The organism is Pseudomonas oligotrophica (assembly GCF_021726475.1).
Classification (GTDB): Bacteria; Pseudomonadota; Gammaproteobacteria; order Pseudomonadales; family Pseudomonadaceae; genus Stutzerimonas; species Stutzerimonas oligotrophica.
This window is the reverse complement of record NZ_JAKJRU010000001.1, coordinates 421293-441965: the sequence shown is the minus strand read 5'-3', so window position 1 is coordinate 441965 and position 20673 is coordinate 421293. Positions and strand designations below refer to the sequence as shown.

21 protein-coding genes and 1 pseudogene are annotated in these 20673 nt (G+C 69.6%); 11 read left to right on the top strand and 11 right to left on the bottom strand.

Annotated features, from left to right (window positions below; all coding sequences use genetic code 11):
- Positions 1-68 precede the first annotated feature (68 nt).
- Both L3N39_RS02080 and yegQ read left to right on the top strand, forming a co-directional pair.
- On the top strand, positions 69-1499 hold the full coding sequence (locus tag L3N39_RS02080) for an aspartate kinase (RefSeq protein ID WP_237255545.1): 1431 nt from the start codon (positions 69-71) through the stop codon (positions 1497-1499).
- A gap of 155 nt (positions 1500-1654) precedes the next feature.
- The gene (yegQ, locus tag L3N39_RS02075) at positions 1655-3019 is read left to right on the top strand and encodes a prephenate-dependent tRNA uridine(34) hydroxylase TrhP (protein ID WP_237255544.1); all 1365 of its coding nucleotides are present in this window, start codon (positions 1655-1657) and stop codon (positions 3017-3019) included.
- Here the strand turns inward: yegQ and L3N39_RS02070 are convergent, their stop codons facing one another.
- The 10 genes and pseudogenes from L3N39_RS02070 to gspE form a co-directional block, all read right to left on the bottom strand.
- Positions 3020-3532: a type II secretion system protein M gene (locus tag L3N39_RS02070; RefSeq protein WP_237255543.1), complete on the bottom strand. Its 513-nt coding sequence runs from the start codon at positions 3530-3532 to the stop codon at positions 3020-3022. It lies immediately after the preceding gene.
- Positions 3529-4671 (bottom strand): type II secretion system protein GspL, encoded by a 1143-nt coding sequence (gspL, locus tag L3N39_RS02065; RefSeq protein WP_237255542.1) that lies wholly within the window; start codon positions 4669-4671, stop codon positions 3529-3531. Before gspL ends, L3N39_RS02070 begins: the two co-directional genes overlap by 4 nt.
- A gap of 2 nt (positions 4672-4673) precedes the next feature.
- A complete protein-coding gene (gene gspK / locus L3N39_RS02060; protein WP_237255541.1) occupies positions 4674-5645 on the bottom strand; it encodes a type II secretion system minor pseudopilin GspK in 972 nt (323 codons plus the stop codon).
- Entirely contained in the window at positions 5642-6370 is a 729-nt protein-coding gene (gspJ, locus tag L3N39_RS02055) for a type II secretion system minor pseudopilin GspJ (RefSeq protein WP_237255540.1), read from the bottom strand. Before gspJ ends, gspK begins: the two co-directional genes overlap by 4 nt.
- Before the next feature lies 1 nt (position 6371).
- On the bottom strand, positions 6372-6770 hold the full coding sequence (gene gspI / locus L3N39_RS02050; protein WP_237255539.1) for a type II secretion system minor pseudopilin GspI: 399 nt from the start codon (positions 6768-6770) through the stop codon (positions 6372-6374).
- A complete protein-coding gene (gene gspH, locus L3N39_RS02045) occupies positions 6767-7339 on the bottom strand; it encodes a type II secretion system minor pseudopilin GspH (protein WP_237255538.1) in 573 nt (190 codons plus the stop codon). Before gspH ends, gspI begins: the two co-directional genes overlap by 4 nt.
- Before the next feature lie 3 nt (positions 7340-7342).
- Entirely contained in the window at positions 7343-7777 is a 435-nt protein-coding gene (gene gspG, locus L3N39_RS02040; RefSeq protein WP_237255537.1) for a type II secretion system major pseudopilin GspG, read from the bottom strand.
- Between the two features lie 6 nt (positions 7778-7783).
- Complete coding sequence (xcpS, locus tag L3N39_RS02035; protein ID WP_237255536.1) at positions 7784-8998, bottom strand: GspF family T2SS innner membrane protein variant XcpS; 1215 nt, start codon at positions 8996-8998, stop codon at positions 7784-7786.
- 316 nt (positions 8999-9314) lie between these two features.
- A pseudogene (locus L3N39_RS18940) lies at positions 9315-9422 on the bottom strand (hypothetical protein); the annotation flags it as partial.
- A gap of 162 nt (positions 9423-9584) precedes the next feature.
- Positions 9585-11099 carry a type II secretion system ATPase GspE gene (gene gspE / locus L3N39_RS02030; protein WP_237255535.1) on the bottom strand — a complete coding sequence of 505 codons (1515 nt, stop codon included), beginning with the start codon at positions 11097-11099 and terminating at the stop codon, positions 9585-9587.
- 519 nt (positions 11100-11618) lie between these two features.
- Between gspE and L3N39_RS02025 the strand changes: the two genes are divergently transcribed.
- Genes L3N39_RS02025 through L3N39_RS02015 form a run of 3 tightly spaced genes read left to right on the top strand, consistent with a single transcriptional unit; the run spans position 11619 to position 14510 of the window.
- Complete coding sequence (locus L3N39_RS02025; RefSeq protein WP_237255534.1) at positions 11619-12740, top strand: Re/Si-specific NAD(P)(+) transhydrogenase subunit alpha; 1122 nt, start codon at positions 11619-11621, stop codon at positions 12738-12740.
- Positions 12741-12752: 12 nt separating this feature from the next.
- Positions 12753-13070 (top strand): NAD(P) transhydrogenase subunit alpha part 2, encoded by a 318-nt coding sequence (locus L3N39_RS02020; RefSeq protein ID WP_037044213.1) that lies wholly within the window; start codon positions 12753-12755, stop codon positions 13068-13070.
- A 3-nt stretch (positions 13071-13073) separates the two neighbouring features.
- On the top strand, positions 13074-14510 hold the full coding sequence (locus L3N39_RS02015) for an NAD(P)(+) transhydrogenase (Re/Si-specific) subunit beta (RefSeq protein ID WP_110778530.1): 1437 nt from the start codon (positions 13074-13076) through the stop codon (positions 14508-14510).
- A 65-nt stretch (positions 14511-14575) separates the two neighbouring features.
- On the opposite strand, the gene L3N39_RS02010 is transcribed toward L3N39_RS02015, so the two are convergent.
- Positions 14576-15463, bottom strand: coding sequence for a LysR family transcriptional regulator (locus tag L3N39_RS02010; protein WP_237255533.1), 888 nt, complete (start codon positions 15461-15463; stop codon positions 14576-14578).
- 97 nt (positions 15464-15560) lie between these two features.
- Between L3N39_RS02010 and L3N39_RS02005 the strand changes: the two genes are divergently transcribed.
- From L3N39_RS02005 to L3N39_RS01980, 6 genes are all read left to right on the top strand, one after another.
- Positions 15561-16553 carry a YeiH family protein gene (locus tag L3N39_RS02005; RefSeq protein WP_237255532.1) on the top strand — a complete coding sequence of 331 codons (993 nt, stop codon included), beginning with the start codon at positions 15561-15563 and terminating at the stop codon, positions 16551-16553.
- A 160-nt stretch (positions 16554-16713) separates the two neighbouring features.
- Complete coding sequence (locus tag L3N39_RS02000) at positions 16714-16914, top strand: DUF1127 domain-containing protein (RefSeq protein ID WP_237255531.1); 201 nt, start codon at positions 16714-16716, stop codon at positions 16912-16914.
- 101 nt (positions 16915-17015) lie between these two features.
- On the top strand, positions 17016-17333 hold the full coding sequence (locus L3N39_RS01995; protein ID WP_237255530.1) for a DUF2388 domain-containing protein: 318 nt from the start codon (positions 17016-17018) through the stop codon (positions 17331-17333).
- 87 nt (positions 17334-17420) lie between these two features.
- Positions 17421-17717, top strand: coding sequence for a DUF2388 domain-containing protein (locus tag L3N39_RS01990; protein ID WP_237255529.1), 297 nt, complete (start codon positions 17421-17423; stop codon positions 17715-17717).
- 43 nt (positions 17718-17760) lie between these two features.
- On the top strand, positions 17761-18081 hold the full coding sequence (locus L3N39_RS01985; protein WP_237255528.1) for a DUF2388 domain-containing protein: 321 nt from the start codon (positions 17761-17763) through the stop codon (positions 18079-18081).
- Positions 18078-20033, top strand: coding sequence for a DUF7844 domain-containing protein (locus L3N39_RS01980; protein ID WP_237255527.1), 1956 nt, complete (start codon positions 18078-18080; stop codon positions 20031-20033). Before L3N39_RS01985 ends, L3N39_RS01980 begins: the two co-directional genes overlap by 4 nt.
- Positions 20034-20673 lie beyond the last annotated feature (640 nt).

The window sequence follows — 20673 nt, the reverse complement described above, 5'->3', positions numbered from 1 at the left end:
GTCGACTGCACGAGCGCCACCTGCGCCCGGCCCCGTCCACGGCCTGCAGAACCGGACGCAACGAAACGATGCACACCGTAGAAAAGATCGGCGGCACCTCGATGAGCCGCTTCGAGGAAGTCCTCGACACCATCTTCATCGGCCCCCGCGAAGGCGACGCGCTGTACCAGCGCATCTTCGTCGTCTCGGCCTACAGCGGCATGACCAACCTGCTGCTCGAGCACAAGAAGACCGGCGAGCCGGGCGTCTACCAACGCTTCGCCGACGCGCAGAACGAGGAAGCCTGGCGCGACAGCCTGGAGCAGGTGCGCCAGCGCATGCTGGAGAAGAACGCCGAGCTGTTCGCCGGCGAGTTCGAGCTGCATGCCGCCAACCAGTTCATCAACAAGCGCATCGACGATGCCGCCGAGTGCATGCACAGCCTGCACAAGCTGTGCAGCTACGGGCACTTCCAGCTCTCCGAGCACCTGATGAAGGTGCGCGAGATGCTCGCCTCCCTCGGCGAGGCGCACAGCGCCTTCAACTCGGTGCTGGCGCTCAAGCAGCGCGGCGTCAGCGCGCGCCTGGCCGACCTCACCGGCTGGCACCGCGACAGCCCGCTGCCGTTCGAGGAGATGATCCGCACCAGCTTCGACGGCATCGACTTCAGCCGCGAACTGGTGGTCGCCACCGGCTACACGCACTGCAGCGAAGGCCTGATGAGCACCTTCGACCGCGGCTACAGCGAGATCACCTTCGCCCAGATCGCCGCCGCCACCGGCGCCCGCGAGGCGATCATCCACAAGGAGTTCCACCTCTCCTCGGCCGACCCGAACCTGGTCGGCGCCGACAAGGTGGTGACCATCGGCCGCACCAACTACGACGTCGCCGACCAGCTGTCGAACCTCGGCATGGAGGCGATCCATCCGCGCGCGGCCAAGACCCTGCGCCGTGCCGGCATCGAGCTGCGCATCAAGAACGCCTTCGAGCCGCACCACGCCGGCACCCTGATCAGCCAGGACTACAAGAGCGAGAAGCCCTGCGTGGAGATCATCGCCGGGCGCAAGGACGTCTTCGGCATCGAGGTGTTCGACCAGGACATGCTCGGCGACGTGGCCTACGACATCGAGATCACCAAGCTGCTCAAGCAGCTCAAGCTCTACGTGGTGAACAAGGACTCGGACGCCAACAGCATCACCTACTACGCCTCCGGCTCGCGCAAGCTGATCAACCGCGCCGCGCGGCTGATCGAGGAGCAGTACCCGGCGGCCGAGGTCAGCGTGCACAACGTGGCCATCGTCTCGGCGATCGGCTCGGACCTCAAGGTCAAGGGCATCCTCGCCAAGACCGTCGCCGCGCTGGCCGAGGCCGGCATCAGCATCCAGGCGGTGCACCAGTCGATCCGCCAGGTGGAGATGCAGTGCGTGGTCAACGAGGAGGACTACGACGCCGCGGTCGCCGCGCTGCACCGCGCGCTGATCGAGCCGGAGAACCATGGCGACGTGATCGCCGCCGCCTGATCGCCGCCATCGCCAGACGCCGGGCCCGGTTCCGCCGCGCCCGGCGTCTGGCTGTCCGGCCGCTGGCGATTCGTCGCCGCCGCAGCGTGCGGGGCGCACGCTGCGGCGTTCGGCGGTAGAATCGCCGCTTTTCCGCCCCGCCGAGTCACCGCGCCATGTCCACCGCCTTCCGCCCCGAACTGCTGTCGCCCGCCGGCACGCTGAAATCCATGCGCTACGCCTTCGCCTACGGCGCCGACGCGGTCTACGCCGGGCAGCCGCGCTACAGCCTGCGCGTGCGCAACAACGAGTTCGACCACGCCAACCTCAAGCTCGGCATCGACGAGGCCCACGCGCTGGGCAAGCAGTTCTACGTGGTGGTCAACATCGCCCCGCACAACGCCAAGCTCAGGACCTTCATCAAGGATCTGGAGCCGGTGGTGGCGATGGGCCCGGACGCGCTGATCATGTCCGATCCGGGGCTGATCATGCTGGTGCGCCAGCATTTTCCGCAGCAGACCATCCACCTCTCGGTGCAGGCCAACGCGGTGAACTGGGCGACGGTGAAGTTCTGGGAAAGCCAGGGCGTGTCGCGGGTGATCCTCTCGCGCGAGCTATCGCTGGAGGAGATCGGCGAGATCCGCGAACAGGTGCCGGGCATGGAGCTGGAAGTCTTCGTCCACGGCGCGCTGTGCATGGCCTATTCCGGCCGCTGCCTGCTGTCGGGCTACATCAACAAGCGCGACCCCAACCAGGGCACCTGCACCAACGCCTGCCGCTGGGAATACAAGACCCACGAGGCCAAGGAAGACGAACTCGGCAACGCGGTGCACCTCTATGAGCCGATCGCCGTGCAGCCGGCCGAAACGGCGCCGACCCTCGGCGTCGGCGCGCCCACCGACCAGGTATTCCTGCTCGAGGATGTCACGCGCCCCGGCGAGTTCATGGAGGCCACCGAGGACGAGCACGGCACCTACATCATGAACTCCAAGGACCTGCGCGCCGTGCAGCACGTCGAGCGCCTGGTGCAGATGGGCGTGCACTCGCTGAAGATCGAGGGCCGCACCAAGAGCCACTACTACGTGGCGCGCACCGCGCAGGTCTACCGCAAGGCGATCGACGATGCGGTGGCCGGCCGGCCGTTCGACAAGTCGCTGATGGACACCCTCGAATCGCTGGCCCACCGCGGCTACACCGAGGGCTTCCTGCGCCGCCACGTGCACGATGAGTACCAGAACTACGAACGCGGCTTCTCGCTCTCCGAGCGCCAGCAGTTCGTCGGCGAACTGACCGGCGAGCGGCGCAACGGCCTGGCCGAGGTCAAGGTGAAGAACCGCTTCGCGGTCGGCGACAAGCTGGAGCTGATGACCCCGCAGGGCAACCTCAACCTGCGCCTGGAAAGGCTGCAGAACAGCCGCGGCGAGGCCATCGAGGTCGCCCCCGGCGACGGCCACACCGTCTACCTGCCGGTGCCCGAAGGCGTCGAGCTGGCCTACGGCCTGCTGATGCGCGAGCTCGACGGCGGCAGCACCCGCGGCTGATCAACCGGCGGCGAAGCGCACCCGGGCATTGACCTGGCCGTCGCCGACGCGCTCCAGGCTGACCTCGGCCAGGCGCACGCCGAGTGCCTGCAGCTCGTCGAACCAGCGCAGCAAGAGCGCTGCCGAGGCGCCCGGCAGGCTGACCTGCAGGCTGCCGTCGGCGCCGTTGTCGAAGCTCTCGATCAACAGGTTGCTCTGCTGCGCGCTCTGGGTGATCAGCCCCTGCAGCTGGTCGGGCGCCAGGCTCGGCGCCTCGCTGCTGCCGCCCAGCTGGCGGGCCAGGTCGGTGTTCTGCTCCAGGTAACGGTGCAGGTCGCGCTGGGCCAGATAGCTGTCGCGCGCCTGCTGCGCGGCGCGTTCGGCCGGCAGCCACAGCCAGAGCCAGAACAGCACGCCCAGCAGGAACGCGGCGAGCAGGCCGAGGGCCAGGCGCTCGCGCGGCGCCAGGCGCTGCCAGCGTTGCCACAGCGGCGAGTCGGCCAGGCGCACGGTCAGTTGCTGCGCAAGGTTCATGCACCACCTCCAATCACCACCCGGGCACTGACACCGGCGCCGTCGCGACTGGCCGAGCCGAGCTGCACGGCTTGCCCGGCCTGCGCCAGCTGCTGGCGCAACTGCTCCAGCGCGGCGAAGTCGCCGGCCTGCACCTGCAACGCCAGGTCGCCGCGGTCCTCGTTGTAGTCCACCTGGCTCACCGTCACCGGAGTGCCCTCGGCGAGGGCGTTGGCGACGTGCTCGAGCAGGCGCAGGAAACCGGCCTGGCCGCCGGCGCCGCGGCTGAGGTGGTCGGTGAACTGCGCGCGCAGGTCGACGATGCGGGTGTCCTGCGGGAACAGCTCGCGGTACAGCGCCAGGCTGGCCTCGCCGTAGGCCTCGGCCTGGCGGTCGAAGTACCAGCCCTGGGCCAGGTTGAAGCCCAGTTGCACCACCAGGATCAGCCCGAGGGTGGCCAGCAGCGGCTTCCAGTAGCTAAGGCCGCTGCCGCCGAGTTCGACGGCGAACTCGCCCTGGGCGAGGTTGACGGCCGCCGCGCGGTGGGTGGCCAGCAGGCGGTAGGGCTCCTCGAGCGGCTGGTAGTCGTCCACCAGCGGCGGCGCGGCGGCGGCATCGCCGTGGGCGTGACGCGGCGCCGGGCAGCCCTCGGCGAGCAGCGGCCACTGCGTGGCGGCGAACGCCAGGCGCGGCTCGGGGCTGCCGCCAAGCAGCCCGCGCTCGCCGATCAGCAGCAGCTGGGTGGCCTCGCGCGGCAGCAGGTCGGCATCGACATGGATCGCGACGACCGACAGGCCCTGCGCGCGCAGGTCTTCCAGCCAGCCGGCGAGCAGCTGGCGGCGGATGGCGATGACCCGGTAGCGGCCATCCTCGAGCACCTCGCCGAGGCTCAGGTGCAGCTCGTCGACACTCTCGGCGAGCAGTTCCTCGGCGGCATAGGCCAGCGCCTGCGCCAGCCAGCGCGCCTTGCGCGTCGGCAGGGCGACGGCGAAGGCGCTGCAGCACTCGATCGGCACGACCAGGCTGAGCGCCGCAGGCGCCGCCGCCGCGACCTCGGCCAGGTGCACCTGGCGGGCCGGGCCTTCGGCAGGCAGCCAGCAGACCGGCGTCGCCTCGGCGAGGCGCGCCGGGCAGTCGGCCGGCAGGAACAGGCAATCCATGGTCAGGGCTCTCCTTCTGCGGATGTGGCGGGCAGCCGCGGCGGCTGCCCGAGGTTGCGCCAGAGTACGCGGACGCCGCCGTCCTGCTCGCGCTGCAGCAGGCTGACCAGCGCCAGGCGGCGGTCGCCCAGGTGCACTTCGCTGGTGACCTGGAAGAATTGACTGCCAACGGCGATGGCGGTGCCCTGCAGCGTCGTCCCGGCCATGGCCGGCTGGGCGAGGAAGGCGGCGGTGTCGGTGAACGGCGCGCTGTTGCGCTGCACCACCAGCGCCTCGGCGGCACCCGGGGTGAGCGCGTCGCCGAGGCTGGACAGCACCAGCGCGCTGGCCGTGTTGACGTTCAGCACGGCCTCGTCGGGCAACGCGGCGACATGCGGCGCCAGGCGCTGGAAGTCCTCCTCGCGCATGCCCAGCAACAGGCGCAGCTCGGAGAGATCGAACAGCCGGCGGTTGGCCGCGCGATAGGGCGTCTCAGCCAGCTGGTAGGCGCCGTCCTCGGCCCCCTCGGCGGCGCTCGGCTCCTGGTCGGCGTCCAGCCAGTCCACCAGCCGCTCGGCATAGGGCTCGCTGATCTGCAGCCGGGCGAGCAGACGGCGGAACTGCTCGACGCCGGCCGCATCGGCCTGGCCGTTCTTCACCAGGCTGTTGAGGTTGAAGCGCCCGGCCAGGTCCTCGATGCGCAGGCGGATCTCGCCGCCATCCACCGCGTAGGCCGGCCGCGGCTGCGCCCAGGCTTCGCCCGGATGGTCGATGCCGGCGTTCTGCTGGCCGCCGTCGCGCAGGTCGCGGCGCAGGATCGCCGCCGCCAGCGCCTCGCCACCGAGCGCGTAGTGCCAGGCCTGGCGCGCCTGCAGCTGGTTGCCGGCGACGCGGATGGCCAGCTGCTGGCGGGCGACCATGCTGGCGCTGACCACCGTGACCAGCGCCACCACCAGCAGCACGGTGATCAGCGCCACGCCCCGCTGCGCCCTCATTGCGGCACCACCCCGGGCGGCTCCGGCGCGCCTTCGTCGGGCGAGCCGGGCACGCCTTCGGCGCCCGGCAGCTGCACCTGGCTCTGCTGCGACGGCGGGTCGGGCAGGCGCAGCAGGCGGCTGATGCGCCCGTAGCGCGGCACCTCGAGCACCAGCTCGACGGCGCGAGGCAGGCGCTCGGCGGCATCCTGCGTGCCGCCGCGGCCGAACTCGAACGGCGGCCATTCCTCGTGCCAGGCGCCGTTCTCGTCGAGGTAGCGCAGCTGCATGGCAGTCACTTGGTCGAGCACCCGTTGCACCCGCGGCGCGCTGTCCAGGTCGCGGTCGAGCACCACCCAGTAGAGCCGCTCGAGGCGTTCGCCCGCCAGCCGCCAGCGCACCCGCTGCAGGTTGGCGCGGGTCAGCCCGGTGGGGTTGCGCCAGCCGCTGCGGGTCAGCTCCAGCAGCGGCGCACCGTCCTCGCCCTCGGCCTGGCCGATGAAGGTATTGGCCTCGTCGCCGAAGCCGTCGCGGATCGGCCGCGGCGCGACCTGCTGCAGGTCGCGCTCGAACAGCCAGACCGCCCGGCTCAGGGTGCGCAGGCGCTGCTCCTGGGCGGCGGTGGCCTGGTCGCTCTGCAGCACCGCTTCGAGCATGCGGTAGGTGCCCAGGCCAAGCAGCGCGAACAGGGCGATGGCGATCAGCAGTTCGAGCAGGGTGAACCCGGCGGCGCGGCGCGACGGCATCTCAGCGCACCCCGATGAAGCCGGACAGGCTGGTCACCGCGCGCTCGCGCAGTGGACGATTGCTGCGCCGGCGCTCGGCCAGCGCGACCCAGACGGTGACCTGCAGCAGGTCGGGATCGGCCCCGGCACGCACCTCGCTCAGGGTCTGCCACTGGCGCCCGGCGTATTCCAGCTCGGTCGTTTCACGCCCGGGCGCTGGCGGCGTGTCCTGCAGCTGCAGCTCGGTGATCCGGTTGTCGGCGATCCAGCTGGCCAGGGTCAGCTCCTCCAGCCGCGCCGCGTTGCTCGTGCTGCGCCCGGCGGCGGTCAGCACCACCGCCGAGACCATGGCGAAGATCGCCAGCGCCACCAGCACTTCGAGCAGGGTGAAGCCGCCGGCTCTGGCGGCCGCGCGCGTCATCGGCGCGCCTCCAGGCGCTCGGCCTGTGGCAGGCGCAGGCCGTCGCTGGCCAGGCGCCAGGCGTTGCCGCCGGTGCGGCGCTCGGCCAAGCGCAGGGTGAACGGCGACAGCTCGCCGCTGGAGAGCACCAGCAGCTGCGGCTCCAGCCGTGGGCCGCGCCGACGCCGGGCCGGTTCGTCCTCGCGCGACAGGCCGGCGCGGTCGTCCTCGCCACCGGCCGGCGCGACCAGGCGCAGTGGCTCGCCGTCGAGTTCCAGCTCCAGGCGCATCCAGTCCGGCAGTTGGCGGCCGCGCACACGCTCCGCCTCGTACCAGCGGCCGTCGCCCTCGTCATAGCGCAGCACCCGGTAGCCGTGCTCGCCGATCAGCAGGCCGTACTCGCGGCTGTCCAGCACGGCTTCGTCGGAGAGCACGCCGATCAGCGCCGCCAGGCGCCGCGCCTCTTCCTGCAGCTCGCGCGAGCTGCTCGAACTGCCGCTGGCCAGCACCGCCAGGCCGACCAGGATGCCGAGCAGCACCAGCACCACCAGCAGTTCGATCAGGGTGAAGGCGCGGGCGCGCCGGCGCATGCGTCAGAGGTCCCAGTTGCCGATGTCGGCGTTCAGCTCCGAACCGCCGGGCTTGCCGTCGGCACCGTAGGAGAACAGGTCGTAGGCACCCTTGGTGCCGGGCGCCAGGTACTGGTAGTCGTTGCCCCAGGGGTCCTTGGGCAGGCGCTTGAGGTAACCGTCGGCGTTCCAGTTGCGCGGCTGCGGGTTGCCGGACGGCTTGCTCACCAGCGCGTCCAGCCCCTGCTGGGTGCTCGGGTAGCTGAAGTTGTCCAGCTTGTACATGTCCAGCGCCGCGGCGATGGCCTTGATGTCGCCCTTGGCGACGGTGACCTTGGCCTGGTCCGGCCGGCTCATCACCTGCGGCACCACCAGCGCGGCGAGGATGCCGAGGATGACCACCACCACCATGATCTCGATGAGGGTGAAGCCCCCCTGCCTGCGTCGTTGCAACTTCATTCGTGGTTACCCCACCAGTTGGTTGAGAGAAAGGATCGGCATCAGGATCGCCAGCACGATGACCAGCACCACCGCGCCCATGAACACCAGCATGAACGGCTCGAACAGGCCGACCAGCAGGGCGATCTGCGCGGCCAGGTCGTTCTCCTGGTTGCGCGCGGTACGCGCCAGCATCTGGTCCAGTTCGCCGGACTTCTCCCCGCTGGCGATCATGTGCAGCATCATCGGCGGGAACTCGCCGGTGGCCTCCAGCGCGCGGGTCAGGCTCGAGCCCTCGCGCACCTTCTGCGCCGCCTCGACCACGCGGTCGCGGATGCGCAGGTTGGCGATCACCGCGGCGGCGATCGACAGCGCCTCGACCAGCGGCACGCCGCTGCGCGTGAGGATCGCCAGGGTCGAGGCGAAGCGTGCGGTGTTGGTCGCCCGGCTCAGCCGGCCGACCAGTGGCAGGCGCAGCAGCAGGGCATCCCAGCGCCGGCGCAAGGCCGGGTCACGCAATGCGGCGCGCAGGCCCAGCACGCCGGCGACCAGCACGAGGACGATGAGCCAGCCCCAGCTCTTGACCAGGTTGCTGGCGGCGATCAGCCCGCGGGTCAGCGCCGGCAGCTCCTGGCCGGTGTTGACGAAGACCTTGACCACGTCGGGCACCACATAGCCGAGCAGCAGCGAGACGATCGCCAGCGAGGCGACCAGCAGGATCACCGGGTAGAGCAGCGCCAGCTGGATCTTCTGCCGCGACTGCTGGCGCTGGTCGGTGTAGTCGGCGAGCTGGTCGAGCACCAGGCCCAGGTGCCCGGCATGCTCGCCGGCGGCGACGGTGGCGCGGTACAGCTCGGGAAAGGCCGATGGGTATTCGCGCAGCGCCGCGGCCAGGCTGTGGCCTTCCATCACCCGCGCGCGCACCGCCAGCAGCATCGACTTGATCTTCGCCGAACTCGACTGCGCCGCCGCAGCGCGCAGCGCTTCCTCGATCGGCAGCGCGGCCTGCACCAGGGTCGCCAGCTGGCGGGTGACCAGCGCCAGGTCGCGCGCCGACAGCCCGCGACCGAAGCTGAAGCTGCCGCCGCTGACATCCTCCTTGGACCTGGCCTGCTTCACCTCCAGCGGCGCCCATTGCCGGTCGCGCAGCAGCTGGCGCGCCTGGCGCGGGCTGTCGGCCTCGATCAGGCCCTTCTGCTGGCGCCCACGCGGGTCGAGGGCGAGGTATTCGAAGGCGGCCATCAGACGGGCTCCCACAGGGCGGGTTCGCGGTCGAGACCGCTCCCACACAGGCGGCGGCAGCACCGATCGGTAGGAGCGGCCTTGGCCGCGCAGGAGCCCGCAAACGGCGCCGATTGCCGATCACCCAGCCGCCGCAGCGGGCGGCCAGGCCCGATCAGGCCCTCCTGCCAGGGCCCGCGCGGGTCGAGGGCGAGGTATTCGAAGGCGGCCATCAGGCGGGCTCCCACAGGGCGGGTTCGCGGTCGAGACCGCTCCCACACAGGCAACGGCAGCACCGATCGGTAGGAACGACCTTGGCCGCGCAGGAGCCCGCAAAGGGCGCCGATTGCCGATCACCCAGCCGCCGCAGCGGGCGGCCAGGCCCGATCAGGCCCTCCTGCTGGCGCCCGCGCGGGTCGAGGGCGAGGTATTCGAAGGCGGCCATCAGACGGGCTCCCACAGGGCGGGTTCGCGGTCGAGACCGCTCCCACACAGGCGGCGGCAGCACCGATCGGTAGGAGCGGCCTTGGCCGCGAACGGCGCCGCCGCGCCGCTTCGCCCAGGCTGCCGATGCCCCTGCAGGCGAGCCGGAAACACCCTCATCCCCTCATTCCTCACGGGTCACCCGCAACACTTCCTCGATGGTGGTCACGCCCTCGCGCACCTTGCGCATGCCGTCCTCGCGGATGCCCGGGCCGAGTTCGCGGGCGTGGCGCAGCATGTCCTGTTCGCTGGCGCGGGTGTGCACCATGCTGCGCAGGCGATCGTCGAACACCACCAGTTCATAGATGCCGGTCCGCCCGCGATAGCCGAGGTTGCGGCACACCGCGCAGCCCTCGGCGTGGTAGAGCGTCGGCGGCGCGGCGGGGTCGGCGCCGACCAGCGCGCATTCGGCGGCATCGGCGACATAGGGCCGCTTGCAGTCGTCGCAGAGCACCCGCACCAGGCGCTGGGCGAGCACGCCGAGCAGCGACGAGGCGATCAGGAACGGCTCGACACCCATGTCCACCAGCCGCGTGACCGCACCGATGGCGCTGTTGGTGTGCAGCGTCGACAGCACCAGGTGGCCGGTCAGCGAGGCCTGCACCGCCATGTCGGCGGTCTCCTGGTCACGGATCTCGCCGACCATCACCACGTCCGGGTCCTGGCGCAGGATCGCGCGCAGGCCGCGGGCGAAGGTCATGTCGACCTTGGTGTTGACCTGGGTCTGGCCGATGCCCTCGAGGTTGTACTCGATCGGGTCCTCGACGGTGAGGATGTTGCGCGTGCGGTCGTTGAGGGTGCTCAGCGCGGCGTAGAGCGTGGTGGTCTTGCCCGAGCCGGTCGGCCCGGTGACGAGGATGATGCCGTGCGGCTTCTTCACCGTCTGCTCGAGCAGGCGCCGGTCCGGCTCGCTCATGCCCAGGTGGCGCAGGGTCAGGCGCCCGGCCTGCTTGTCGAGCAGGCGCAGCACCACGCGTTCGCCGTTGGCCGAGGGCAGCGTGGACACGCGGATGTCCACCTCGCGGCCGCCGACCCTGAGCGAGATGCGCCCGTCCTGGGGGATGCGCTTCTCGGCGATGTCCAGCCGCGCCATGACCTTGATCCGCGAGACCAGCAGCGCCGCCAGCTCGCGCTTGGGCTGGACCACCTCACGGAGGATGCCGTCGACGCGGAAGCGGATCACCAGGCGCTTCTCGAAGGTCTCGATATGGATGTCCGAGGCATTCTCGGCGATGGCCTCGCCGAGGATGGCGTTGATCAGGCGGATGATCGGCGCGTCGTCCTCCTGCTCGAGCAGGTCCTCGGTCTCGTGGATCTGGTCGGCCAGGCTGTGCAGGTCGAGGTCGTTGCCGATGCCCTCGACCACCGACATCGCCGAGGACGAGTCGTGCTGGTAGGCCGCGCCGAGGGCCTGGTCGAACGCCTCCTGCGACAGCCAGCGCAGCGGCAGGCGCAGGCCCAGCACCCGCTGCGCCTCCTGCACGGCGGTCAGCGCGGCGCCCGGGCGCAGGCCAAGGCTCGGCACGTCGTCCTGCTCGAGCAGCAGCACGCCGTGCCGGCGGGCAAAGGCGAAGGGCAACCGTCGCTGCACCGGCTCATCCAGCAGAGGTGTGAGGGGATCGGCATCCGTCTCGGCCATCGTTGTCGCTCCTGCCTGCACTGCTTCCACGCCCGCCGGCCGACGCCGCGCGGTATTCGAACCCTTTGGACTACAGTGAGTCGATGACATTTCATGCTTCCTGAGTTTTTTGCCGCAACGCCTGCAACGATCAGGTTGGCAAACCGGCACCAAGGTCGGACGCGTGCCCTTCCCCCGACGAATAGGCGGCTGATGCCGCGTCATTCATGATCCGGCCGGACGAAAAAGTCGGCCGCACGGGCCTTGGCCGGCAGCCCAGTAATCGCGCGGCCTTGCGACCCAAGACAGGGATTACAGTCACGTTTCGACCAATCCACAAGGATGCATTCGATATTAAAACAGTTGTTTGATTTTTTCGGCGCTTGCAGAATGCCTCGCCGCCGCCTGCCTTCGGGTGCTGGCGGCACTTGTTCATCGGATCAGAAAAACCGGCCGCCAATGCAGTGGCCGGACAGAACGCCCGGGTAGGCTCGGCCATGCCGGCCCACCCGGACCGGATCACGCAGGAGAACAACAACAATGCACATCGGTGTACCCCTCGAAACCCATTCCGGGGAGACGCGCGTCGCCGCGACCCCGGAGACCATCAAGAAGCTGATCGGCCAAGGGCACCGGGTCACGGTGCAGAGCGGTGCCGGTGCGCAGGCCTGCGTGCCGGACAGCGCCTATGAAGCCGCCGGCGCGACCATCGGCGACGCCGCCGCGGCCTTCGCCGCGGACCTGGTGCTCAAGGTGCTCGCCCCCAGCGAGGCGGAACTGGCGCAGATGCGCGCCGGTGCTGTGCTGCTGGGCATGCTCAACCCCTTCGACAACGCCAACATCGCGCGCATGGCTGCCCGCGGCATCACCGCCTTCGCCCTGGAGGCTGCGCCGCGTACGTCCCGCGCGCAGAGCCTCGATGTGCTCTCCTCGCAGGCCAACATCGCCGGCTACAAGGCGGTGATGCTGGCAGCCAACCACTACCCGCGCTTCATGCCGATGCTGATGACCGCGGCCGGCACGGTGAAGGCCGCGCGCGTGCTGATCCTCGGGGCCGGCGTCGCCGGGCTGCAGGCCATCGCCACGGCCAAGCGCCTGGGTGCGGTGGTCGAGGCTTCGGACGTGCGCCCGGCGGTGAAGGAGCAGATCGAGTCGCTCGGCGCCAAGTTCGTCGACGTGCCGCTGGAGACCGACGAAGAGCGCGAATGCGCCGAAGGTGTCGGCGGCTACGCGCGGCCGATGCCGGCCTCGTGGATGGAGCGCCAGGCCAAGGCGGTGCACGAACGGGCCAAGCAGGCCGATATCGTCATCACCACCGCGCTGATCCCCGGGCGCAAGGCGCCGACCCTGCTGCACGAGGCCACGGTGGCCGAGATGAAGCCGGGCTCGGTGGTCATCGACCTGGCCGCGGCCCAGGGCGGCAACTGTCCGCTGACGGTCGTCGACCAGGTGGTGGTGCGCCACGGCGTGACCCTGGTCGGCCACGCCAACCTGGCGGCGCTGGTGCCGGCCGATGCGTCGGCGCTCTATGCCCGCAACCTGCTCGACTTCCTCAAGCTGGTCATCGACAAGGACGGCCAGTTCCACCTCGATCTCGACGACGACATCGTCCGCGCGTGCCTGATGTGCCGCGACGGCCAGGTCGTGCGGACCAACGCTTAAGGGAGCCCCGACATGGACCTGATTTCCGACGGCATCTACAACCTGATCATCTTCGTGCTGGCGATCTACGTCGGCTACCACGTGGTCTGGAACGTCACCCCGGCCCTGCACACCCCGCTGATGGCGGTCACCAACGCGATCTCGGCGATCGTCATCGTCGGCGCCATGCTCGCCGCCGCGCTCACCGTCACCCCGCTGGGCAAGGCCATGGGCACGCTCGCCGTGGCGCTGGCCGCGGTCAACGTGTTCGGCGGCTTCCTGGTCACCCGTCGCATGCTGGAAATGTTCAAGAAGAAGGACCGCAGCGCGGCCAAGGCGGAGGCCAAGTAAGCCATGAGCATGAACCTGATCACCCTGCTCTACCTCGTCGCCTCGGTGTGCTTCATCCAGGCGCTGAAGGGCCTCTCCCACCCCACCACCTCACGCCGCGGCAACCTGTTCGGCATGATCGGCATGGGCATCGCGGTGCTCACCACCGTGGGCCTGATCTTCAAGCTCGGCAGCGAGCTGGCCACCGCCGGCATCGGCTACGTGATCGTCGGTCTGCTGATCGGCGGCAGCGTCGGCACCGTCATGGCCAAGCGCGTCGAGATGACCAAGATGCCCGAGCTGGTTGCCTTCATGCACAGCATGATCGGCCTGGCCGCGGTGTTCATCGCGATTGCCGCGGTGGTCGAGCCGCAGTCGCTGGGCATCGTCGAGCAGATCGGCTACGCCATTCCCGTCGGTAACCGCCTGGAGCTGTTCCTCGGCGCGGCCATCGGTGCCATCACCTTCTCCGGTTCGGTGATCGCCTTCGGCAAGCTGTCCGGCAAGTACAAGTTCCGCCTGTTCCAGGGCGCCCCGGTAGTGTTCAAGGGCCAGCACATGGTCAACCTGGCGGTGGGCCTGGCGATCGTCGGCCTGGGCCTGGTCTACACCTTCACCGGCAACCTGACCGCCTTCGCCATCCTGGTGGCGCTGGCCTTCGTCATCGGCGTGCTGATCATCATCCCCATCGGCGGTGCGGACATGCCGGTGGTGGTGTCGATGCTCAACAGCTACTCGGGCTGGGCGGCCGCCGGGATCGGCTTCTCGCTGAACAACTCGATGCTGATCATCGCCGGCTCGCTGGTGGGCTCGAGCGGCGCGATCCTCTCGTACATCATGTGCAAGGCGATGAACCGCTCGTTCTTCAACGTGATCCTCGGCGGCTTTGGCGCCGACGCCGATGCCGGCGGCCCGGCGGGCGCGCAGCAGGAGCGCAACGTGAAGTCCGGTTCGGCCGACGATGCCGCCTTCCTGCTGACCAACGCCGACACCGTGATCATCGTCCCGGGCTACGGCCTGGCGGTGGCCCGCGCGCAGCACGCGCTGATGGAACTGGCCGAGAAGCTGACGCACATGGGCGTGACCGTGAAGTACGCGATCCACCCGGTCGCAGGCCGCATGCCGGGGCACATGAACGTGCTGCTGGCCGAGGCCGAGGTGCCGTACGAGCAGGTCTTCGAGATGGAGGACATCAACTCCGAGTTCGGCCAGGCCGACGTGGTGCTGGTGCTCGGCGCCAACGACGTGGTCAACCCGGCGGCCAAGAACGACCCGAAGTCGCCCATCGCCGGCATGCCGATCCTCGAGGCGTACAAGGCCAAGACGGTCATCGTCAACAAGCGCTCCATGGCCAGCGGCTATGCGGGCCTGGACAACGAACTGTTCTACATGGACAAGACCATGATGGTCTTCGGCGACGCCAAGAAGGTGGTCGAGGACATGGTCAAGGCCGTCGAATAAGCCACGCCCCCCCCGCCACCAAGAACCCCTCCCGGCGCCGCCGCGAGGGGTTTCTTTTTGCCCGTTCAGGCATCGCCGAGGAATACCTTGAACGCCTGCCACAGCGGGCTGCGATAGCGCTGCGGATGCCAGACCAGGGAGAAGCTGCGGCGCAGCGGCAGGTCGCTGGCCAGCGCCACCAGCTCGCCGCGGGCGAGCTCCTCGGCGACGCACAGCTGCGACAGGCAGCCCAGGCCGAGCCCGGCGCGCACCGCCTGCTTGATCGCCTCGTGCTGGTTCAGCGCCATGCGCACCTGCAGCCGCGAAACGCGCATGCGCGCCGCCGCCTCGAACACCGCCCGCGAGCCGGAGCCCGGTTCACGCAGAATCCACGCCTCGCGGGCAAGATCCTCATCGCTCAGCCGGCCGCTCGCCGCCAGCCGATGTTGCGGCGCGCAGACGATCAGCATGCGGTCCTCGCGCCAGACCTCGGCGCTCAGCCGCGGATCGTTGCAGGGCCCCTCGATCAGGCCGAGGTCGGCCTCCAGATGCAGCAGGTCGGCAATGACTTCTCCCGTGTTGCGCAGCCGGGTAGTCACCTCCGCACCGGGATGGCGCTCGGTGAAGCGCCCGACCAGCGAGGGCACCAGGTGCGTGCCGATGGTCGCGCTGGCCACCAGGGTCAGCTCGCCGTGCAGCGCGCCGTCCGGCTCGCGGGCCGCCTCGACGAAGGCCTCCAGCTCGTCCAGCAGCCGCTCGGCGCGCGGCAGCAGGCGGCGCCCGGCCTCGCTCAGTTGCAGGCGCTTGCCGAAGCGATCGAACAGCGGCACCTCCAGGCGCCGCTCCAGTTCGGCCAGCGAGCCGCTGCTCGCCGATTGCGAGAGATGCAGGCGCCCGGCCGCCGCCGCCAGGGTGCCGGCCCGGGCTACGGCGACGAAGACCTGCAACTGGCGAAAGCTCACGGCGGGATGCATGTCGGTTTTTCCGTCGAGTTATATCGTTATAACCATTTTTACAGGCCCCTACCTTGCCCCTAGCCTGCGCCTACCACAAGCACGAGGTAAGCGATCGATGTGGCAAGGACTCCTGCTCTGCGGCGCGCTCGGCGCTGGCGGCTACCTGCTCGCCGCCCTGCCCGGCATGGGCGCCATCGGCCTCGGCCCGCTGGTCTGGGCCCTGCTGCTCGGGATGCTCACCGGCAACCTGCCTGGCGCGGGCACCCGGGCGGCGCGGGCGCGGCCCGGCCTGCAGTTCGCCACGCGCTGGCTGCTGCGCGGCGGCATCGTGCTGTTCGGCCTCTCGCTGACGCTGCAGCAGATCGCCGCGCTCGGCCCGCGTATCCTGCTGCTCGATGCCCTGGTGGTCGGCACGGTGATGCTGGTCGGCTACCGGGTCGGCACCCGCCTGCTCGGCCTCGACCGCGACACCGCCCTGCTGACCTGCGCCGGCAGCGCCATCTGCGGCGCCGCCGCGGTGCTGGCCACCGAGTCGACCATCCGTGCACGCCCGGCGGCGACCGCCATGGCAGTGGCCACGGTGGTGCTGTTCGGCAGCCTGGCGATGCTCGGCTATCCCGCGCTGTACCCGTTGAGCGGGCTGGACGAAGGCCTGTTCGGCATCTACATCGGCGCCACCGTGCACGAGGTGGCCCAGGTGGTCGCCGCGGGCGATGCGGTCGGCCCCGCCGCGCTGGACAACGCCCTGATCGTCAAGCTGGTACGGGTGATGCTGCTGGTGCCCTTCCTGCTGATCGTCGGCCGCTGCTGGCGCGCACGCGGCGAGGCCGACAGTCCGGCCGGGCGCCTGACCATCCCCTGGTTCGCCCTGGGCTTCCTAGCGATGGTCGCGCTCAACAGCCTGGCCGAACTGCCGCCCGCCCTGCATCGCGCGCTGATCGTCGCCGGCCAGCTGGGCATGACCATGGCCATGGCGGCGCTGGGCTACGAAACCCGCCTGGCGCGCCTGGCCGAGCTGGGCCTGCGGCCGTTCCTGCTGGCCCTGGGTCTGTTCGGCCTGCTGAGCGGTGGCGGCCTGCTCACGGTCAGTGCTCTGCTCGGCAGCTGAGCGCGCGAACAGTTGCCGGCGCCGGGAGCCATACAGTTGCCCCGGCCGCTGCTCCTGTACCGATACAATCGGCCGCCCCTGTGGCTGTTGCGCCGGCCGCGCCAGCGCCACCCTGTACGCTCCGAATCAGCCCCCGCCGCGCGCGGGAAGGAGCGGCATCATGCAACGCACCCTGCCCCGTCTGCGCACCGCCCGCCCGGTGCACGAGCGCCTGCACGCGCTGCTCGCCCTGCTGCGCCTGTGGCAGCAACGCAGCCGCACCCGCCACCAACTGGCCGCGCTGGACGCGCACCAACTGGCCGACACTGGCATCAGCCCGGCCGCGCGCCGCGCCGAGCTGGACAAGCCGTTCTGGCGCTAGGCCGGGCCTTTCCGGGCAGTCCGCCGCGCGACTATGCTGGCGCGAACGGAACGCCGTGCGGCCGCGGTGGTCCAGAGCCGTACGACAGAGGAGAAACGTCGATGCCCCGCTACCTGATCTCGCTTTTCGCTGCCACCCTGCTGGCCACCGGCACCGCCTCGGCAGCCAGCTTCACCGGAACCACGGACATGGTGGCCGGCGGGCTGACCAACACCGTGGATGCCACCTCGGACATGACCTCCTCGCTGCGCGACGACAAGCTGGTGGTCGAGGCCCGCGAAGACGCCGCGCGCTTCATCGCCACGGCCGGCGAGCAGCGCGGCGCCCGCCTCGAGGCTGCGCTGGCGCATATCCGCAGCCAGGCGCGGGACCTTTCCGGCAGCGACCTGGAGCTGGCCGAGGCGATCCTCGCACGCTGAGCCGCCGCGCGCCGGCACCCGCAGGCTGGCCGTGGCCTGCAGGTTTCGCTAGCCTTTGCGCCCGGATTGTTCAGTACCGGAAGTACCATGCGCTCGCTTCACCTGCTCGCCATCGCCGCCTGCCTGTTGGCCGGCCCGGCCCAGGCGCTGGAAACCACCACTGGCGCCCTGGCCAAGACCAGTTTCGTCAGCAGCCGCCTGACCAGTGCTCCCTTCGACAACAAGCTCCTGCTCGCCGCCCGCGATGACGCCGCCCGCTTCGTCGCCAGTGCTGGCCGGCATCCAGGTGCCTGGCTCGAGGCCGCCCTGGCACAGCTGCGCCGGGCCCAGCCCGGCCTGCTCGCCAGTGACCTGGAACTGGCCCAGGCCATACTCGTCCAATGACCCGCGGTCGGTCCCGACCCGCCGCCTCTCTCGAGATCTTCCGATGAACCGATTCCTGCTCGCCGCTCCCCTCGCCCTCGCCCTGCTCGCCGGCAGCGCCCAGGCACAGACGCTGGTGGCCACCAGCAACATCGTCGTCCGCGCGCTGGACCGCAGCCTCGACTTCACCTCCGACACCACCACCTCGATCCGCGACATGAAAGTGGTCAGCGAGGCGCGCGACGATGCGGCCAGCTTCGTCGCCAGCGGCGGCGCGGTCCGCGGAGCCCAGCTGGAGGCCGCCCTTGGCAGCCTGCGCGAGCGCTTCGCCGAAGCGCGCGGGGCCAGCGACCTGCAGCTGGCCGAAGCCATTCTCGCGCTGTGAGACGCGTCGGCGCCTGGCTGTTGGCCAGCCTGCTGGCGCTCGCCGGCAGCGCTGCCCAGGCCGGGCTGCGGCTGAGCCTCGACGAAGCCGACCTGCGCCCGGCCGAGCGCAGCGCCAGCAACAAGCTGCTCGAGGACGCCGTCGCCGCGCTGCCACCGCGGCTGGTCGCCAGCCTCGACCGCCAGGTCCGGGTACGCTGGCTCGACGGCCTGCCCACGGCAACCTATGGTCGCGCCGGGCCGGACGTGCTCGAACTCAACCGTCGCCTGCTGCCGTCGCTGGCCGATGGCAGCGCCGCACACCAGGCCACCGACCGGCCGCACGGCACGGTACGCCAGGAGCTGCTGGCCACCGTCCTCCACGAAGTCGCCCATCTGTATGATCGCGCCCGCCTGTGGCCCACCGACCAGGCGCTGGAGCAGGCCCGCTGCCGCCAGCAGTCCGCCGGCCTCGGCCTCGTCGGGCTGCGCGACCGCTGCCGTGGGCAGACCGCGCGGCGCTTCACGCTCAGCGACGACCCGCGCCTGCTCGACCTCGCCGGCTGGCCCCAGCGCGTTGGCCGGCGCGGCGCCCGCGAGCCGGCCAATGCGCAGATCGCCCGCAGCCCCGACCGCTACGAGCTGAGCAACCCCCGCGAGTTCGTCGCAGTGAACCTCGAATACTTCCTGCTCGACCCGGGCTATGCCTGCCGCCGCCCCTCGCTGCACGCCTATTTCCGTGAGCACTTCGATTGGCAGCCGGCCCACGTCCAGCCCTGCGAGGCGGGCTATCCGATCCTCAACGCCGGCCGCGACTTCGGCCGCACCCCCCTGCTGCGCCTGGACCCGGAGCGAGTCTACGAGGTCGATTACCTGTTCGCCGAGGCCAACGACGCCTGGGTCAGCCGCTGGGGCCACAGCATGCTGCGCCTGGTGATCTGCAAGCCGGGCCGCGCGCCCGGACCGGATTGCCGGCTGGACCTGGATCAACACCTGGTGCTGTCGTTCCGCGCCTTCGTCGACGACGTGCAGCTGTCGAGCTGGGACGGCCTGACCGGCGTCTATCCGTCGCGCCTGTTCGTCCTGCCGCTGGATCAGGTCATCGAGGAGTACACCAAGGTCGAGCTGCGCAGCCTGGCCTCGGTGCCGCTCAAGCTCACCCGCGGGCAGATCGCCCAGCTGGTCGCGCGCAGCGCCGAACTGCACTGGAGCTATGACGGCGACTACTACTTCCTGTCGAACAACTGCGCGGTGGAAACCCTCAAGCTGCTGCGCAGCGGCACGGCACGTAGCGAGCTGGTCGCACTGGACAGCATCCTGCCCAACGGACTGCTGGAGCTGCTGATCCACCGCGGCCTGGCCGACGCCAGCGTGCTGGATGACCCGCGCGAGGCCCTGCGCCTGGGTTATCGCTTCGACTCCTACCGCGACCGCTACCAGGCCATGTTCGCCGTGCTGCGCGAGCGCCTGGCGCTACCGCAGCAGGACGTCGAACAATGGCTGGCGCTGCCGGCACGCGAGCGCAGCCACTGGATCGAGCCAGCCGACCTGCGCGCCGCAGCCGCGATGCTGCTGGTGGAACAGGCCGCCCTGCGTCGCCACCTGCTGCTGGCCCAGGACGAGCTGAAGAACCGCTACCTCAGCGGCCGCGGCCAGGACGCCAGCATCGACCGTGCCGACGGCGCGCTGAAGGCCATTCTCGCCAGCAGCGGCTACCTCAGCCGCCCTGCCGAACTGCTCGACGGCCGCGGCTACGGCCTGCCCCAGGCCAGCGAATGGACCCGGCTGGAACGCGAGAGCGAAGAACGTCAGCTACGGCTGAACCAGCTGAGCGAAGAACTCGACCGGGAAGTCCGCCTGCTGCTGGGCGATGAGCGACGGGCGGAGCTCGAAGCGATCGAAGTGAACCTGGCCCAGATCGGCGAGCGTCTGCGTAGGTTGCACAAGGCTGGGGGTGGGTTGGAGTTGCCGTGAGGCCGATCTGCCGATGCCTGCTTACACCTCCATATCGGGCCCACGCGCCGGATCGATCAATCGTATCGCCGGGCCGCCGGGTGACAAGTTGAGGCCAACGACCGACCAATCTCTGCATTCAGCGGAGGCGGAAGATTCTATAAACCAGCGCCCCTAGTATTTGGCGACTGCAAAGGATGATCGTGAGTGCGTGAAGAAAAACAGAAGTTTTGAATTCGGAAACTAGAATTGCAGCACTAAAGTAGTTCTTCTTTCAGGGGCATCCCTTTTAGCCGTTTCCGGATGAGACTAACGTGTTACTCGAAATTTCGCTTGCCCGAGAAACATAAACGGCCAACCCGCATACTGATGCAAAAAAGATAACAGCTATAAACAATGCATCCCAAGATAAGTTTTCGAACAAAGGAGACCTGGCGCTCTTGAAAAACATCAAATAACAGGCACCTGGCGCGACGACCATCATGCACCAAAAGATACCATTCGCGACCACTATATAAGGCCTTGCCTTAACTCTCCATTCAAGCATTTTATCTTCATTTGCGTGCCCCACTGATAGTAGCCTAAAAGCCTAATTAGTTGGTTCCAAGGAAGATCCCGGGCAAGTTTGTTAGAGGTCCTGCCAAAAAGCAATCATTACTCG